At 46.6% G+C, this 18021-nt stretch carries 16 protein-coding genes; 2 read left to right on the top strand and 14 right to left on the bottom strand.

What is annotated here, in order from left to right:
- Window position 1 precedes the first annotated feature (1 nt).
- The 11 genes from rfbG to ACINK7_RS00320 form a co-directional block, all read right to left on the bottom strand.
- On the bottom strand, window positions 2–1066 hold the full coding sequence (gene rfbG, locus ACINK7_RS00370) for a CDP-glucose 4,6-dehydratase (protein ID WP_404359028.1): 1065 nt from the start codon (window positions 1064–1066) through the stop codon (window positions 2–4).
- Window positions 1056–1835 carry a glucose-1-phosphate cytidylyltransferase gene (gene rfbF, locus ACINK7_RS00365; RefSeq protein ID WP_404359026.1) on the bottom strand — a complete coding sequence of 260 codons (780 nt, stop codon included), beginning with the start codon at window positions 1833–1835 and terminating at the stop codon, window positions 1056–1058. Before rfbF ends, rfbG begins: the two co-directional genes overlap by 11 nt.
- Window positions 1836–1862: 27 nt before the next feature.
- Window positions 1863–2111 carry a hypothetical protein gene (locus ACINK7_RS00360; protein ID WP_404359024.1) on the bottom strand — a complete coding sequence of 83 codons (249 nt, stop codon included), beginning with the start codon at window positions 2109–2111 and terminating at the stop codon, window positions 1863–1865.
- 220 nt (window positions 2112–2331) lie between these two features.
- A complete protein-coding gene (locus ACINK7_RS00355; RefSeq protein ID WP_404359022.1) occupies window positions 2332–2931 on the bottom strand; it encodes a hypothetical protein in 600 nt (199 codons plus the stop codon).
- Window positions 2932–3013: 82 nt separating this feature from the next.
- Window positions 3014–3322: a hypothetical protein gene (locus ACINK7_RS00350; RefSeq protein WP_404359020.1), complete on the bottom strand. Its 309-nt coding sequence runs from the start codon at window positions 3320–3322 to the stop codon at window positions 3014–3016.
- 419 nt (window positions 3323–3741) lie between these two features.
- On the bottom strand, window positions 3742–4668 hold the full coding sequence (locus ACINK7_RS00345; RefSeq protein ID WP_404359018.1) for a hypothetical protein: 927 nt from the start codon (window positions 4666–4668) through the stop codon (window positions 3742–3744).
- Window positions 4669–5637: 969 nt separating this feature from the next.
- Window positions 5638–6063 carry a DUF86 domain-containing protein gene (locus ACINK7_RS00340; RefSeq protein ID WP_404359016.1) on the bottom strand — a complete coding sequence of 142 codons (426 nt, stop codon included), beginning with the start codon at window positions 6061–6063 and terminating at the stop codon, window positions 5638–5640.
- Window positions 6056–6475, bottom strand: a complete 420-nt coding sequence (locus tag ACINK7_RS00335) for a nucleotidyltransferase domain-containing protein (protein WP_404359014.1) — start codon at window positions 6473–6475, stop codon at window positions 6056–6058. Before ACINK7_RS00335 ends, ACINK7_RS00340 begins: the two co-directional genes overlap by 8 nt.
- Window positions 6476–6895: 420 nt before the next feature.
- Window positions 6896–7357, bottom strand: a complete 462-nt coding sequence (locus tag ACINK7_RS00330; protein WP_404359012.1) for a hypothetical protein — start codon at window positions 7355–7357, stop codon at window positions 6896–6898.
- Between the two features lie 35 nt (window positions 7358–7392).
- Window positions 7393–7770, bottom strand: a complete 378-nt coding sequence (locus ACINK7_RS00325) for a MarR family EPS-associated transcriptional regulator (RefSeq protein ID WP_404359010.1) — start codon at window positions 7768–7770, stop codon at window positions 7393–7395.
- Between the two features lie 535 nt (window positions 7771–8305).
- Window positions 8306–8563, bottom strand: a complete 258-nt coding sequence (locus ACINK7_RS00320; protein ID WP_404359008.1) for a YcgL domain-containing protein — start codon at window positions 8561–8563, stop codon at window positions 8306–8308.
- Window positions 8564–8649: 86 nt separating this feature from the next.
- Between ACINK7_RS00320 and ACINK7_RS00315 the strand changes: the two genes are divergently transcribed.
- The gene (locus ACINK7_RS00315; RefSeq protein WP_404359006.1) at window positions 8650–9240 is read left to right on the top strand and encodes a lysostaphin resistance A-like protein; all 591 of its coding nucleotides are present in this window, start codon (window positions 8650–8652) and stop codon (window positions 9238–9240) included.
- Window positions 9241–9274: 34 nt separating this feature from the next.
- Here the strand turns inward: ACINK7_RS00315 and ACINK7_RS00310 are convergent, their stop codons facing one another.
- Genes ACINK7_RS00310 through ACINK7_RS00300 form a run of 3 tightly spaced genes read right to left on the bottom strand, consistent with a single transcriptional unit; the run spans window position 9275 to window position 16948 of the window.
- Window positions 9275–11434 carry an EAL domain-containing protein gene (locus ACINK7_RS00310; protein WP_404359004.1) on the bottom strand — a complete coding sequence of 720 codons (2160 nt, stop codon included), beginning with the start codon at window positions 11432–11434 and terminating at the stop codon, window positions 9275–9277.
- The gene (locus ACINK7_RS00305; RefSeq protein ID WP_404359002.1) at window positions 11431–11835 is read right to left on the bottom strand and encodes a response regulator; all 405 of its coding nucleotides are present in this window, start codon (window positions 11833–11835) and stop codon (window positions 11431–11433) included. Before ACINK7_RS00305 ends, ACINK7_RS00310 begins: the two co-directional genes overlap by 4 nt.
- Window positions 11828–16948 (bottom strand): AAA family ATPase, encoded by a 5121-nt coding sequence (locus ACINK7_RS00300; RefSeq protein ID WP_404359000.1) that lies wholly within the window; start codon window positions 16946–16948, stop codon window positions 11828–11830. The genes ACINK7_RS00305 and ACINK7_RS00300 overlap by 8 nt, the downstream gene beginning before the upstream one ends.
- Window positions 16949–17535: 587 nt before the next feature.
- Here ACINK7_RS00300 and ACINK7_RS00295 point away from each other — a divergent pair.
- Window positions 17536–18018 (top strand): hypothetical protein, encoded by a 483-nt coding sequence (locus ACINK7_RS00295; protein ID WP_404358998.1) that lies wholly within the window; start codon window positions 17536–17538, stop codon window positions 18016–18018.
- The last annotated feature ends 3 nt before the right edge of the window (window positions 18019–18021 follow it).

Here is an 18021-nt window from a genome sequence, read left to right as displayed (position 1 = left end):
ACTAAACCGCTTGCGCCGTATCTTGATAGGCTTGAATCTGGGCCAAGGTCACTTGCCCCATATCCTGCCCGTCGCGCCAGGCAGCATGCCATTCGATAGTCTTGTCGAGTGCAGACTTGAGGTTCCAACGCGGTTTCCAATCCAATCTGGTTCGGGCTTTGCTGCTATCCAACTTCAAGTAACTGGCCTCGTGCAATTGCGGCTTGCCATCTACTTGCCACGATGCACCCGGTGTTGCAGCCACCAGCTGCTCGACAATCCATTGCACAGTCCGCGCATCATCATCCGACGGTCCAAAATTCCATGCTTCCGCGTACTCGCCGGGCTGGCGGTAGAGGTTTTCCGCCAGCGTGATATAACCAGACAAGGGTTCCAGCACATGCTGCCAGGGCCGGATGGCATTGGGTGAGCGGATCAGCAATGGTTGTTTTGCGTCCATCGCCTTGAGGAAATCCGGCACCAGCCGATCAACCGACCAATCACCACCGCCGATGACATTGCCCGCCCTCGCACTGGCGACAGCCACACCCTGCTCTGCAAGAAATGACCGGCGGTATGCAGCGCTGACGATTTCGGAACAGGCTTTGCTACTTGAATAAGGGTCATGGCCACCCATAGCCTCTTCTTCGCGGTAAGGCCAAACCCATTCACGATTTTCGTAACATTTGTCAGTCGTCACGTTGACGACCGCCTTGACCGAATCGACCTTACGCACGGCTTCAAAAAGATTCACCGTGCCCATCACATTGGTCGAAAAAGTCTCTACCGGTTTTTGATAAGAGTATCTGACCAAGGGCTGCGCTGCCAGATGCAGGACGATTTCAGGCTGCGCAGCCGATAACGCAGCATGCAGCCCCTGTGCATCTCGAATATCAGCAATCGTGTGGCTTGCGAGAACTTCAGCCACTCTGGCTTCTGCAAATAAACTGGGGGTTGTATTCGGCGCAAGTGCATAACCATGCACTCTTGCGCCCAGTTGATGAAGCCAGAGCGCAAGCCAGCCCCCTTTGAAACCGGTATGACCGGTGATAAATACCGTCTTGCCGCGCCAAAACTCAGCGTTCATCCCACACCTTCCAGGGGGCCTTACCGGTTTGCCAGAGATCTTCCAACATATTCTTTTCTCGTAGTGTATCCATAGGTTGCCAAAACCCAGCATGCTCAAATGCCATTAATTGCTTATCTTTCGCCAATTGGGTCAAAGGTGCACCCTCCCAGCTTGATTGGTCGCTATCAATATAATTTAAGCATTGCGGAGAAAGTACAAAAAATCCACCATTGATCCAAGCACCATCACCTTTAGGCTTTTCTGCAAAACCAGCGACTGAATTGTTCATGATATCTAATGCGCCATAACGACCTGGAGGCTGCACTGCCGTTACTGTGGCTAATTTTCCATGCTGCTTGTGGAAATTAATTTGTTGAGTAACGTCAACGTTTGCAACACCATCACCATACGTAAAACAGAAGGCTTCTTCAGTATCTATATATTTTGCAACACGCTTCAAACGACCACCGGTTAGGGTTTCTTCACCAGTATCAACAAGCGTTACCCGCCACGGCTCAGCCTTACGTTCGTGCACCAGCATCTCATTGTTTTTCATATCAAATGTCACATCTGACATATGAAGAAAATAGTTAGCAAAATATTCTTTAATGATGTATCCCTTGTAACCGCAACAAATGATGAAATCGTTTATCCCGTGTGCAGAATAAAGTTTCATGATGTGCCATAAAATAGGCTTGCCACCAATTTCGATCATCGGTTTTGGTTTAAGGTGCGTCTCTTCAGAAATACGCGTCCCTAAACCACCTGCGAGAATTACAGCTTTCACTGACTTCACCTCACCTTTGATATTAATTTAATCCAAACCAAACAAGTCACGTGTATATACCTTGCCAGCGGCATCCTGAATTTCAGGCGTCATTCTGTTGGCTACAATCATATCCGCCTTGTTCTTGAATTCATTTAGATCACGACATACGCGTGAATTAAAGAAACTGTCTTCTTTAAGCACAGGCTCATAGATCATGATCTCTATACCTTTGGCCTTGATACGTTTCATGACGCCCTGCACGCTGAATGCCCGGGGAAAAGGGGTCAGGCTCATTAATTATCAGCTCTTACCGTCAAATTATGATGGGTTTTTGTCTGCCCCCTACACCTCAACAATCCCTTTAACTTAAGGGCTTTTCGGTTATCCCTGGGCTTGTCGAAGGGTGAATGAAAAAGCCCCAATCGATAAGTTAATCCGTCCATGGTTCGACAGGGCTCTCCTGAGCTTAGCCGAAGGACTCACCACAAACGGCTGAACTTAATGGCATTGCATCCTACACTTTGAACAATTGCTCCAAAGTATCGACAAACAAGATACGCTCTACCCATTGATCCAACTGGGCTTTGTCTGCCAGGTTAATTTGTTCTTCTACCCAAACTGGATGGCCGCCGAATTTCAGTTGAATTTGTTTCAGAAGCATTTGAGCCTCTCCTTTGATTTCTCCTTTGATTTCTCCTTCTTGTCTGCCTTCTTCTCTTAATATCTGCGCTAATCCCATACGTGCCTCCGCTTCGGATAAATAGTCTTTACGATAGGTTTCGATTTCATCTTCTGTCAGGTCTGTATAATAATCGACAAAGTCGATATATTTTAGTTGCTTTTTCGGGTCGGGCTCCAGTTGCACTAGACCCAATTGTGCATCATGGTAGATATCCAGCTTTTGTTCTTTGGCATAACGCATATTGGGTAAGTTGAGGCGGGCGACTATGTTATCGCTTTGCCGGTAATCGTCGGCCGACCGATTTTTCAGTTCGCAACTGATGTATTGAAAACTGAGGTAGGTGTGCCGATCGCCGCCTAAATGCAATTCGTACGGATGATGCCCCCGATCTAGAAAAATGACGACCGGAACCACCCGTTCGGTTTTTGCCAATTCGGATAAGTCCAGACAATAATGCGCCAGGCGATGAATGGAAAAGCGAAAAAGGGGTCAGGTTCATTAAATATTTTTTTGGTTATTTCAAATAGTTCACTATAAAAAACGCAGCCGAAACGGTCAAACCTAACGACCAAAACATAAATCGATCCAAACGCCTGCCCATTTCGTCAAATTTTTTGTCTACCTGCTCGAAGCGTTTATCCATTTGCTCGAAACGTTTATCCACTTGTTCGAAGCGTTTGTTTGACTCTTCCCTGTTTTGTGTCAGCTGCTTATCGACTTGTTCGAAGCGTTTATCCATTTGCTTCATTAGTGCATAGATTAATTCTCGCTGTGCTTTGAGTTCTTCACCCTGATTTTTTAGCGCCTCTTCGACACGCACCATGCGCTCACGCAGCTCTATTTCGTAAACGACCGGCGATTTGCCAAGCTATTGTTCAGCCAACCACTCGGCTAGGTGATTTTTGATAAATATGATGTCTTCTTGGGCTAGCATGTTGTATCACCTTGCAATTAAATTGGGCTTCGGTAATTTTGTGTCATCCGGATGAAAAGGGGTCAGGTTCATTAATGAACCGGTCATTTTAAATAATTGACTATAAAAAACCCTGCCGACACAATTAAACCCAGCGACCAGAACACAAAACCCTCTAAACGCTTCTGTATTTATTCAAACTGTTTACCATCAATTCGAAGGAGACAGGATCATTGATTATCAGCTCTTGCTATCGAATTATGATGGGTTTGCGCTCTGAACCCTCCTACATCTCAATGCCCTTTAAGTTAAGGGCTTTTCCGTTCGCACTAAGCCCTGAACAATTGCTCCAAAGTATCGACAAACAAGATACGCTCTACCCATTGATCCAACTGGGTTTTATCGGCCTGATTGATTTTTTCTTCTACCCAAACGGGATGCCCGCCGAATTTCAGTTGAATTTGTTTCAGGAGCATTTGAGCCTCTCCTTTGATTTCTCCTTTGATTTCCCCTTTGATTTCTCCTTCTTTTCTACCTTCTTCTCTGCCTTCTTCTCTGCCTTCTTCTCTTAATATCTGCGCTAATCCCATACGTGCCTCCGCTTCGGATAAATAGTCTTTACGATAGGTTTCGATTTCATCTTCTGTCAGGTCCGTATAATAATCGACAAAGTCAATATATTTTAGTTGCTTTTTCGGGTCGTGCTCCAGTTGCACTAGACCCAATTGTGCATCATGGTAGATATCCAGCTTTTGTTCTTTGGCATAACGCATATTGGGTAAGTTGAGGCGGGCGACGATGTTATCGCTTTGCCGGTAATGGTCGGCCAACCGATTTTTCAGTTCGCAACTGATGTATTGAAAACTGAGGTAGGCATGCCGATCGCCGCCTAAATGCAATTCGTACGGATGATGCCCCCGATCCAGAAAAATGACGACCGGAACCACCCGTTCGGTTTGTGCCAATTCGGATAAGTCCAGACAATAATGTGCTAGGCGATGAATGGAAAAGCGCCGGGCTTCGGTTTCTTCCTCCAGCAGAAACAAAATCACTTCGCGACGGCCATCCGGCCATTCGACGAGTAACGGCGTATCTAATTCGTGAAAGCGGTCGCCGAGCCGTTCTTTAAGCTGTTCTTGACGAAACGGGATAATACGCGCTTGCAGCAAATCGTCGTGTGCTTCCTCCGCGGCAAAAAACTGCAAGGCTTGCACGGGGTAATCCAGAATCAGGTTTTTAAAGTTTTGATCATGCATAAGCCTAATTATGAAAAAACCTTTTCATTGCGAAACCACCAACACCAATCCGTATACACTAAAAGAATACTTTCTTGCTGTATCTCATTTGCGCTCATCATAGACGACCGATAGCGTCGGTTCATCAGGTTTAGCGTTCGTCCCAAAGATTAAATTGATCGAGCATAGCCGTTATCAGGCGATTTTGCGCTACCTCGGTTAATGGTCACTGCCATTAAGTTTAGGAAGGACAATTCCTTCTCTTTCCGGGAGAAGGTTAGGATGAGGAGGCATAGGCGCCAACTTAGTGCCTATGTCAATAGTGCATTTGTGGCTTTATTCGTCATATCGACATGGATTGCCGATATCCAGGCGACATGATTGTGAAGCTAAGCATTGCCATCCCTGGCGGAATGACGCGTTTTTCCTTAAGTTGGCGCCTATGGGGGTCGTATAAAGCTTTTTTGCCTTAACCCTCACCATCAGGAGAGCGGGCTTTTTCTTAACTTAATGGCAATACGGTTAACGGTTCGAATCTTTTGATCAACAAGCGATGCTGTATTATGGCTTTCCCTTCCAGCTTGCCTTTGAGTTTGCTTATTTCAGAAATTATTCCATACCGGTGTTTAATGGGTCGCCGTTAGCGGAAATGGGTCAGGACTAGGCTGTCGAAAAAAGCCATTTTTAGCTAATTGCTGTGTTCCCGCTTTTTAAACTGAAATATTTTTGAAATTGTTGGTGTTCATAGGCTATTAAGCACCAGATGTAGGGTGCGCATCACGCACCTGGATCGGGCTCTTGTCGGTTCGGCACCGTGGAAAGGTGCGCGATGCGCACCCTACGACGCTCATGATATCTTGGAAATTGTTGATGATCATAAGGTTATAAAGCGCCAATTATTTTCTCAAAATCCATAAAACAGTCATTTTTCTGACATAAAAATCGGTAAATTTCGACACCCTAGATCAGAACCCAACCCCAAGGATTTGATCAGCGATTGATAGGCTCTTGCAATGCCGTTAATCCCTTATTGGCAAACTCAAGCAAATTTTTATAAACCGTTTTTTTGATTACAGCCCTAATAATGTCAGGATCTATATTGAGATAATGATGTACTAGAGCATTTCGCATGCCAATGATTTTGCGCCATTCTACATCATTCACTGCCTCAACACCTTGCTGAGATAGTTTTTCGAACGCGGCGTAAGCATCGGCAGGTGCGGTTTTGTAAAAAACGTAATTCCAATGCTTGGCAATACCGATACAGGCTTCTATAAGCACCTGCAAGGTGCGTTCAGCTGCTCGATACTCGTAACGACTTAATTCTCGTTGATTGATAATGTCTGTTAATCCTTGCAACTCGCTTTTCAACTCGGCAAGATGCTCTCGCATCGAGAAAACATAGGCGTCATCCATTACTGATTCTCATGGCCTGTTGATGTTGATAGTGATACAGGTAATCTATCTCCCATTTCGACATAATGCGTTGCAACTCTTGAGCCTGGCGATACTCATTTTTACAAAGCCACAATTCGCCGTTTATTAGCACAGACATAGCTAGCGGAATGGGTGCAATATTGATGTCTAACACACTTAATTTTCCGTCGGGTAAATCTAATGTGTTACGCCAATCCAAAGCAAGCAACTCCGGCCTTAATCGCCGCTCAATCACGTCGTCTTCCCAGATTTTAAACGCAACCGCCAAGTCGATATCGCTGTTTTCATGCGCACTGCCCTTTGCATACGATCCGTATAGCCAAAGCAATTCTATGTTGTCATTTGATTTTGCCAACTGAATTATTTGGGATTTTAAGCCATTAAAATCCATAATGTTTTTAATACGCTTATTGGTTTGTTATATTTTTTAGGGGTTAACCGAATATGTACATAATTTTGGGTTCGTCATTCGCTTGGAGACAGGTTCAAATCATTTATTTTATTGTTTAAACGCGTCAGCTCCTCAAAAAAACCGTTCTGACCAACAAGTACATTTCAGCTATTTTTTCGGACGCGCGAAGAGAACCTTGTGCATAGCCACGGCAATATCTAAATCGCTGTCACCGCTGACGGTCTGTTCCCCCATAAGCCGTAAACTATGGCTAATCGAATGCTTTTTACGCTCGCCAAGGCTTCTTGTATTGTTTCATATTCTTTTTGCATAAGTAGCATCCTGCAAATAACGTTATTTTTGTCTCATTTCCGGTGCTTTCTCCAAGGCGTTCAATTTGGTTGCAATTGGCCAATCAAGTCAATTTAAATTGATAATCACCATCGTGGCTGAAACAACTAAGCCAAGCGTCCAATACATGAAACGATCCAATCTTCGATTCATTTCTATAAAACCTGTGTTCATATCCTTGCGCATCTCCTCAAATCGTTTGTCAACTTGCTCAAAGCGCTTGTCGACCTGCTCGAAACGTTTGTCGATTTGCTCGAAACGCTTTTCGACCTGTTCGAAACGTTTATCGATTTGCTCAAACCGCCTTTCGACTTGCTCAAATCGTTTTTCGACTTGTTCGAAGCGTTTTTCCATCGCGTCGAAACCTTGTATCATCAGGTCTCGTTGATGCTTTAATTCTTCTTCGACGCGTACCGTACGTTCCCGCAGATCCAACTCATAACGCACATTGGCGTTGAGTTTCTCCGGTTGACGAGCGATGATGTTCTCAACCAGTTTTTCAATTTGTTCAATATCTTCTTGGGCTAGCATAGGCGCCCCTCATCCGGATTTTTGTTTGCATCCTGTTATTGCTCATCCTGACCTCCTTGCATTACCGCACCGTCAACTTCCTTTGTCAAAGCCTCAATTTCTTGCTTTAACATTTCGTATTCGGCCAACTTGATATCAAGAAAGCGCTTGGTCAATAATGTTTTTTCCGCGATGCCGCTTGGCGTCAGTAAATACACATAAGCCAATCGATTTTGGCTATTGCGGAAGTTGTGCATTTTTATCAGTCCGCGGCCCAACAGCGCTTTAAGGCAATAATTAACTTTACCCAAACTTACGCCAAGATTTTCCGCCAATTCCCGCTGATTCATATGCGCATTATTTTCTAACAGACGAAGCACGCGTAAATGCGTTTCATCTTGCAACTGAGTTGACGTTTTAACGTCGTTAACCATGGGTTTTTATTCGGAAGGACTTGGAGGTTGTGTAAATAGGCACCGACTTAATGCCAAAACTATGATCCTAAAAAGAGCAGTTGGTAAGTGTTGTAGGCCGTTCGTGCTGAGCCAAGTCGAAGCATGAAGGGTCTACAACACTTACACCGGATTGGTGAAGCCTCAAACTACCGTTCACCCTTCGACAGGGCTCTCCTGAGCGCAGCCGAAGGGGCTCAGGGCGAACGGTAGTTTGAGGCTTTCAACTGCTCTTTTTAGGATGATGTATTTACGGCTTACACGTTCAACACGGGATTACAATCCCTATCCTGCTGACATGCTGTTTGCTAGAGAAAAAGTATTGATAGTAGCGATAGATTTGGATTTCGAATTCACAGCTTCAGGCACGCTACCGCCCTACTGTGTCACGATCAGCAAGCGCGGTAACTCTGTTCAACTATTGAACAAACTATAACACCGATTGTTTGTAAGGAAAATAAAAAATTGCTGCACAGACCGACGAGAAGGCTAAGATGTTAAATACTCAACAAATGAATCACTGGATCTTTTCCGATCCGGGAAGCAAAGTCGGCGGCATTTGCACGAAAAAGCCTTTGGCCTTAAGACTTTCTATCACCGTCTCCGAATCTTCGCGCGCCAATTTACGGTCCGCTGTCAACTCCAGCTCCATCACGTATTGCATCGGACTCATTGATTTGAACAAAGTATCCGGCACTTCGGTAAAATCGTCTTTTTTATCAAGATATAAATACAATTCGTCTTTTTTTAGGCTTTTATAAATGAAACACTGCATAATCGGGTTCTTTTAAACGACAACTGATTGAGTATTTTAGCTGTTTTTGTTTAGAATCCCTATGCCGATTAATTAACGATTCCCTCATGGCCAAATCCTCATTCGATTCTTCCCGTTTTTTTACCACCGCATGCAATTTCGAAGGCTCGCTGATTCTAGTCGCCGCTTTGTTGGGCTGGTTTGCCGATATTAATCCTTTTGCCGATCTTTATTTTTCCGAACAAGCGCTTTTTTACGGTATTGTCGGCACGGTGCCGTTATTTATATTTTTTTTCGCGCTTGAGCAAATCAATATACCGTCGATTCGTAAAATTCGCAGCTTATTGGTCGACACCCTGGGTTCCGGGCTTAAAACGTGCCATTGGACCGATATTTTTTTTCTCGCCGCGATCGCGGGATTTTCAGAGGAATTATTATTTAGAGGATTGATTCAACCGTGGATCGAAGCGTCTTGGGGTATGGCTGCGGGACTTATCGGCAGTAACATCATTTTTGGGTTGGTCCATGCCGTGACACCGCTTTATGCGCTATTGGCGACCTTAATCGGTATTTATTTAGGCTTGTCGATGGACTTCGGCGGCGAAAGAAATTTAATGACGCCGATGATCATTCATGGGCTTTATGATTTTCTGGCTTTTTTGATGATTATGAAGTCGTTTCGGCGCGGTGGCGAATAGTTATGCTTTTTTCATGAATTTTCCATTAGACCGTTCATTCGCCCAGCGGCTCGGGACGACCCAACCAAAAACCTTGCGCATAGTCGACGCCTAATTCCAATAAATGTTGATAGATCGCTTCGGTTTCGACGAATTCGGCAATCGTTTGCTTACCCAGCAAATGCCCGATTTCATTGATCGATTTGACCATCGCTAAATCGACCGGGTCGCAACAAATATCCTTGACGAACATTCCATCGATTTTTAGAAAATCCACCGGTAGATTTTTCAGATAGGCGAATGATGATAGTCCGCTGCCGAAATCGTCTAACGCAAAACGGCATCCGAGCGTCTTCAACGCCCCCATGAATCGAGTCGCTTGGTTCAAATTGGCAATCGCGGCGGTTTCGGTCACTTCAAAACAAAAGCGCTCCGCCGGTAAATTGAATTTTTTTAATGCCGCCTGGATACAGAGCTGAGCTGAATCGGAACCGAGCGTTTGCCCTGATAAATTGATCGAGCACATCGACAGATCGGCCAGCGCGCCTGAATGTTCGGCAAACCAAAGCAGCGTATTTTCGATGATGTATTCGTCGATTCGACTCATCAGGCCGTAGCGCTCGGCGGCCGGAATAAATGCGCCGGGCAGAATGACTTCTCCGTCCGCACTCAAAATCCTGACCAAAATTTCATAGTGTTCGCCACCTTGCATAGCTGTACTGTAGATGGGCTGACGGTATAATTGAAAGCGTTGATTATCGAGCGCGTCGTTGAGTTTGGCGACCCATTGCATTTGCCCGGACAACCGGCGAATTTCCTCATCGTTTTTTTGATAGACAAAAACCCGGTTACGTCCGGCATCTTTCGCGGCATAACAAGATGCATCGGCGACCATTAACAAATCGTTCAAGCAATTAAATTCGTCGGTAATCGCCATTAAGCCGATGCTGACACCGATATGAAAGCTTTGGTTGTTCCAGTTGAATCGATAATCGGCAATGATTTCGCGCAGTTCGTCGGCCAGCCGTTCGGCTTGCTCGATCGCGCAATGTTCCATCAGCACCCCGAATTCGTCGCCGCCCAAGCGCGCCAACGTATCCCGTTTACGTACCTTACGCTGCAATAATGAAGTAACTTGCTTGAGCAGTTCATCACCTGCGGTATGTCCGCAAGTATCGTTAATCACTTTGAATTGATCGAGATCGAGATAGCAAAACGCGAATTGATCTTCGCATACTTTACGAGTCCGCAATACGCGGTTCAACCGCGATTCGAATTCGCGGCGATTGACCAAGCCCGTCAAGGGATCGTGCGACGCTTGATAGGCTAGCTCTCTCGATAAACGGCGGGCGTGACTAACATCGCTGAATACCAAGACCACGCCTTGAATTTCGTTACCTTCCCCGCGAATCGGAGCCGCCGAATCCTGTATCGCATATTCGCGGCCCAATCGATCGATTAAAACCGTGCCGCTTACCAGAATTTTCGCCTCGCCCTCGGATAAACATTGCGCGACCGGATTCGGCAATGGCTTTCGGGTTTTTTCGTCGATAATATGGAAAACTTCGTCGATAGGACGGCCGAGCGCTTCGGCATGCCGCCATTCGGTCAGTTTTTCGGCGGCGGGATTGATGAATTCGATCCCGCCGGTATTGTCGGTAACGATTACCGCATCGCCGATCGATTTGAGCGTAACTTGGGCTCGCTCTTTTTCCTGCGTCAACCTTTCCTCGGCCTGCTTGCGGTAATCGATTTCCAAACGCAGTTCGGCGGTACGTTCTTCAACCAATTTTTCAAGATTCCGGCGATAGGATTCCAGTTCCGCTTCGACCGCTTTCGCTTTTAAAACATTGTCGATTGTAATCGGAATGAGATGCAGATATTCGCCGTTGATATCCTTGGTCAAATAATCGGCGGCACCGAGTTTCAGTGCTTTCACGGCGACAGCCTCATTGCCGCTTCCGGTCACAAAAATAATCGGGGTTGCCATCGGAATATAATCGACGATATCGAATGCGGTTCCGTCGCCGAGCGCATGGTCGGCCAACACGATCTCGAAGGTCTGTTTTTTCAACAGATCAACCGCTTCAGCCACCGATCCTGCAATCGTATAGTCGTAAGGTAATTGTTCTTGTTTGACAAAGCGCTTGAAACTCATCTGATCAGCCAAATCGTCTTCGACCAACAGCAAGCTCACCGGCTTTTTCCTGGTCATGAACGCTGCGTCCAATAAGGCTTAAGCACCTGGATTGCGTCTAAAAACTGTTCGTAATCGACCGGCTTGAGAATATACCCGGAAATTCCTAAGTCGAAACAACGGTCGACATCATGCCTTTCTTTCGATGAGGTCAGCATCATGACCGGAATATTTCTGAATACCGGATGCTCTTTGAGATGTTTCAGGCATTCGTGACCGTTCATCTTAGGCATGTTGATATCGAGCAAAATGATGGCCGGCAAGCCTTGCTCTGGATTGCGTAAATATTCGAGCGCTTGTTCGCCGTCATGCACGACCAGCAATTCATTGAGGACGCCAAGTTTTTTGAAACTCCGCTGAACGGTCATCACATCGACCTGATCATCCTCGACCAAGAGAATGGGTTGTATGTTATTCATGTTGTGCGGTTTTCGGTATTGTAAACAAAAAATTGCAACCGCAGCCCGGTTCAGACTCGATCCGGATACGGCCGCCCCAGTTGTCGACTATTTTTTCGATTAGGCTTAATCCGATACCGGTGCTATCGGATTGATCCTTTGGTGCGAGCGTTTGAAACAGTTGGAAGATTTTCTCCTGATAGTGTCTTGGGATGCCCGGACCGTTATCTTTGACGCTGAATTCCCAGCTGGACTCGTGTTCGCGGCAACTTATTTCAATAACCCCATGGCTTTTATCGTTATATTTGATTGCATTATCCAGTAAATTTTGAAAAACCTGAAATATTTTAAGCTTTTCTCCTACGATCGTCGGTAAGCCGGCTTGCACTTTGATTTCGATATGCGGCGGCGGTGCGATATGCTTAATCATTTCTATTAATAACACATTGATGTCGACTTTTTCGTCAGGTTCTTTAATGCGCCCAACCCGCGAATACTGCAATATACCGTCGATCATCTCATGCATACGTTTTGCCCGGCTTTGCAATAAGGCCATTTGCTCCTTGCCGTCATCATCGAAAACCTCTCGGTAATCTTCGGCAATCCAGCCGGATAATTGATTGATCGCGCGTAAAGGCGCTTTTAAATCATGTGATACGACATAAGCAAAACTTTTCAGCTCTTCATTGGCTTTATTCAATGCCGAGGTCCGCGCGGCAACCCGTTGTTCGAGCTCTTTATTGAGCAAATTGATTTGCAGCTGGCTTTGTTTCATTTCTTCGATCAACAAGGTGTTTTGCAGCGCAATCGCCGCTTGTGCGGTCAATAGCCGGGTCATTTCGATATCTTCGAGAGAAAACACCGATTTGATTAAACTGTTTTCCAGATACAAAACACCCAGGACTTGTTGTTGCATTTGCAACGGCAAACATAATACCGATTTCAGTTGCCTTTTCTGTACCGTATCATCGGTTTTAAAATCGCCTTCGGCCGCAGCATTGTTCAAGACCACCAGTTCGGCGGTTCGATAAACATAATTGACGATCGCAAGGCTAAGGGTATCGACCGACAATTCGCTGCCGTCTCGAACCTCGACATCGACCCGGTCATGCTTGACGCCTTTCGCCAATATTTTTAGTTGCCGATTCTCGGCAATCAGCAAATAACCGGTTTTCGCACCCAAGCGCGCCATCACCGATTCCATGATCGTCACCAGTAAGGGTTTGAAATCGAGTTGTTGCGTGATCGTTCGAGTCGCTCGAACCAAATAGTCGACATCGAGCAATTGCGCCAACGATTGCTCGGTCTGTTTACGCCTTTCGGTAACCGTAAACGAATATTGCTTCGCCAATTGCGCCGTTTTGATTTCGGCGCCGCATTGACGATAAATTTTAACGGCCCGATTCAAATGATACGAAGCATGATCGTGTTGTCTATCGAGCAGTATCTGTCCCAGCCGTTCGTGTAAAAATGCCTCCAAAAATAGAAATTGCCGCGACTTAGCCGAATCGATAGCATCCAAGCCATAGCGTCGTGCCTGACTGAAGTCGCCGGCATGACAAGCCCGTTCCATCATCATGAACAGCAAATAGGGCTTGAGAATCGGCCCCAACGAGGACCAAACCTCGACCCGCTCCAGGCAGCGCAAGAGATAATTTCGTTCCTGATCGTCCAATGTTTGATTTAGCCTCAAACCATTGACGTAACGAAATACATACCAGAGCCGGTTTAAAATATTGTCGCTTAGGCCCCGTAAATACGGCTCGGCCTTCGCCAGAAAAACGGCTGCCAGCCGATAATCGCCGAGATAATGGCTGCTAATTCCTTTTAAAGTGTAATATCCGCCGATCGACACGACATGCTTGTCTTGCTCCCAACGTTTTAACTTGGCATCGATTTTCGCCTCGGTTAGCTTATTTCGGCCGGCATTCATTTCATCGACCCAACCGGCCAATACGCTTTCGGCAAGCCCGAGCGATAACGACAGATTAAATTTTTTCGAAAAGCGCCGGCACTCTTCGGCCACACTAATCACCTGATACAAATCGTTACCGCGATGGATCAAATGCCAAAGATAAGGCCCGTAGGACAAACCGGCGTTGTATAAATCGCCGCAATTTTTGCCGCGGTGAATATTTTGCTGACATTGCTGAATGATATGCTCGGATGACCTTCGATTATGCATATTGGTCCATAATATGCCGTTGATTCCCTTGGTCGCGCCGAAGGTATCTGGGTAGCGCTCCGATAACGCGAGGCCGAGATCTTCGTATCGAAACGACATGTCGTATTTATCCTGACGCTGCAAATACAATCCGACCATCGAAAAACCGTAAATCACCGTTTCATCGACACCGCCGGCCAAACAGTTTTGCGTCGACTGAATCGCGGAAAGATACAATTGCGGCACCATGCCGGCCAAGTAATAATCCGGTATCAATTCGCTATAGATACCGGTTTCGATCCGCGTCGCGCGATCGCCGCTGGGCGTGATATCGAGAATTTGTTGCCAGACATCGTCATGCGCTTGATGAATTTGTTCCAGAATGCTTCCTGCACGCTGCAAGGCCTCATTGTCCTCTTCCGGAATCGCGCGCTCAAAATAGCTCAAACCGCGATTACCCAATTCAATCGCCTCTTTGAACTTGCCCATCGACGACAAGCCCGTGGTCTGCTCGTACAAGCAGTCGACCCGGTCCAGATCGACTTTAGCCTTAGCAATCAAGGTATTGAGTATCGCTTCCGAAGCCGGCTGATTGCCGAGCGCCATTTCGGTTCGTGCCAAATATTTATGTAAATCGAATAAAAATTCATAATCGCTGTCCCAGTCCGGGTTGGGATACAAGGCTTTGGCCTGCGCAAAGAAAAAATTGGCGTTATCCATCGCCAATGCCTTCATCGCGGCAATTCCGGCATGATAATTAAACACCGCCTCTTGTTTAAGCCGCTCCTCGCTGGGGTTTTGCGGGCGACCGCCTTCCAAATGTTCGACGATCGCGAATAAGTTAGACTGCGTTTCGAGGTCGGCGTTTTCTGGAATCGCTTCAATATAGGCTTGTGCGATACGCTCGTGAACCTCGCGCTTTTTGGTTTCATCCATGAAACTCTCGACCGCCGCTTGAACTTGGTCGTGAAAAAAATAGAGTTGATTTTTTTCACGCAATAAAATGTTATCGACAAAGGCTTCCGACAGTAATTGATATAACACCGACATTTCGATACCGGCGGCGCGCGCCAAATCTTCGGCTTGAAAGCGCGCACCCAGACAGGCGCCAATCATCAACATGTCGAGCGTCTGACGAGTCAGCTTCGTAATTTTGTCCTTAAACAAATCCAATGCCGTATCGGGAATCTCGGTATGCCGTAAATGTTCGTCATCCCAAGTCCAAATGCCGTCATCGCCCAAATGCAAATGCCGGTAACTGTGCAGCCAGCGCAAACTTTCATTGACGAACAACGGATTGCCCGCCGAGGTCTGAAATATGATCTCGGCCAATGCTTCGGTCCGAACAGGATAGGTATTGAGAATATAGGCCGTCATCAAATTGACTTCATGTAAGCCTAAGGTATTCAAACGAATCTCCAACAACGGCCGTTTATCACGCTTGATGCGTTCGATCAAGCGATTCAATCGATGACCGGCATCGACTTCGTTATGCCGGTACGCGCCCACCCAAAACAGCCAAGGATATTCCGCCGAATTGTCGAATAGACTTTCCAGGACATCGAAGGTTGCGGCGTCGCACCATTGCAAATCGTCGATGAACAAGGTCAACGGATTTTCAGCGCTGGCCAAGGCAGCGATAAAACGTCCGATGGTATCGTTGAAACGGTTGCGCGCTTCGACCGGCGGCAAATCGGAAACGTTCGGCTGAGGCCCGATAATCAGTTCCAATTCCGGAATCAAATCGATCATCAAGCGGCCGTTGTCACCCAATTGCTCGCCGATGCGCTTACGCCAGTAGTCGACCCTATTCTTGTCTTCGGACAAAAAGGTTTTGATCAAGCTCGTGAACCCTTGTATCAAGGTGCTGTAGGGAATGTGTTTCTTAAACTGATCGAACTTACCCGACGCGAAATAGCCGGAATGCGCGACAATGGGCAATTGCAGTTCCTGAATCAGCCGGGTTTTACCGATGCCCGACCAACCGGAAATCAACGCGGCGCGAAAGACGCCCGAGCAGACTTTGTTGAACTCACTCAACATTTGCTGCTTTTCTCTGTCTCGCCCGACCATCACCGATGGAATCGTAATCCGGTTGCTGAAATCGCGCTGCTTTAATACGAAATCGTCGATACGTTTTTCCATCTGCCATTGCGTCAAACAAATGCGCAGATCATTTGCCAGGCCGGATGCGGTTTGATAGCGCTTTTCGGGTGCTTTTTCCAAAAGCAATGCAATAATATTGCTCAAAGCCGTCGGAATTAGCGGGTCGATTTGATGTAAGGGTTCCGGCGTTTCGGCAAGATGCGAATGAACGATTGCGATCGGATCGTTAAATGAAAACGGCGCCTTACCGGTTAGACAGGCATAAAGCACCATACCCAAAGAATACAAATCGGTTGCATAATTCACCGTGTATTTGATGCGCCCGGTCTGTTCCGGCGAAAGATAAGGCAGGGTTTGTGTGCGGAAATGCGGATCGTATATGAAATGACTGACCTGATTGATATCGAGGATACGAATATCGTCGATTATCTGGACGGATACATTATCCGGCCGTATCAAGATATTGGTCGGCTTGATACTTTTATGAATATGCCCGGCTTTATGGATCTCTTCGAGCCGTTCGGCCAATGCGACGGCGATCGTTAGCACACGCTCGATGTCGGGTTCCGAACCGAACGGCAAGCATTCGGATAACGGCTTGGCATCGAGATAAGGCTGCCGCAATACCAGACGGCCGTTTTCCCTGCTGAGGATTTCCGGAATGATGCTATGCGGTATGGCCAGCTGGCTGAGCAAGTCGATTTGTTGCCGAACATAATCGCCAATACCCTTCACGCAAAAACGAAGCTTGATATCCTTTAAAACGACTAATTCCGAAGTACGAACATGCTGCGCTTTAAAAACATTTGCATGCATGCTTTCGCCAAGCTTTTCGAGGATCCGATGATCTAAAAATTGGGTCATGCCATTACTTTCTTTATACTCAAAAATTAGCTAACTTTATGAAGGTATGGGGTGTGGCTAGCGAGGATGTCGGCAGCAGGGAGCTGCCGTCAAGCCCCCATGGATGGGTTCACCCAGCACCTAAATTCCATAGTTCATTGGCTATGATTAGCTATCTAGGATAATTTAGGTGCTGGGTGAACGGCGGTCCTCGATAGACACATCCCATGCCTTTTATTCTTAGACGGTTTTTCAATCAAAAGGGAGTAGGAGAGTCATTGCGGGTTAGAAGAAATACCTAAGGCACAACGACTATAGCATTTTCCAGAGCAATGTCAGGGTTTTATCGACTTTGGTATCATAGAGCTCTCAAGCCAAAAACAGATAGCTATACTCATCGGAGATCAAGATTCGGCGCCGGGGTGCCCGTCAAAGGACGCCGTGAATACGTCCATGTAGGCTCTAGCCAGCTCCATGCTGGCAAAGCCTTTACCGAGCACCCCGGCGCCTTCTTAGGCACTGCCGAAATTTGAAGCGCGAAAGGTATATACGCTTAACCGGAATTTTCTCGTAATCTACATGGTTATCAAAAACTTACAGGAAGTCTCATGTCGAGTCACCATTCTTTACAACACAGTAACAACGATCTCAAACTTCATTGGACCGTCGCCGGTCTGACCCTTACAACCGTAGCGGCCTATTTGATTTTTTGCCATGTAGCCGGCGAACCATGGCGAATTCATCTCCCGGAAGATCAACGCGTCCTGATTCGCACCCTCTTCTATGTATTGGCCATTATCGGTTTTCCGGTGACCAATCTGCTCCGCCATATTCAATTGCGCCTAAACCAAACCATGCCCGGGCCAAAGCCGGCCAAACAGCGCTATTTGCTTACCGTGATCGTATCGATGGGACTCGCCGAAACTGTCGCTTTGATGGGCTTGGTGATATTCCTGTTGGGAGATGATTACAACACTCTTTATATTTTTACCGCGTTGTCGGTTTTGGCCGTGTTCCTGTACCGCCCTAAAGCCGATGAATATCGGGAAATAATGGTCGCGCTGGCAAACCGGGAAGACGATGACGATTAATAC

It is taken from the genome of Methylotuvimicrobium sp. KM1, assembly GCF_044788715.1.
Taxonomy (GTDB): Bacteria; Pseudomonadota; Gammaproteobacteria; order Methylococcales; family Methylomonadaceae; genus Methylotuvimicrobium.
The sequence above is the reverse complement of the archived record's forward strand: the minus strand, read 5'-3'. Positions and strand labels throughout refer to the sequence as shown.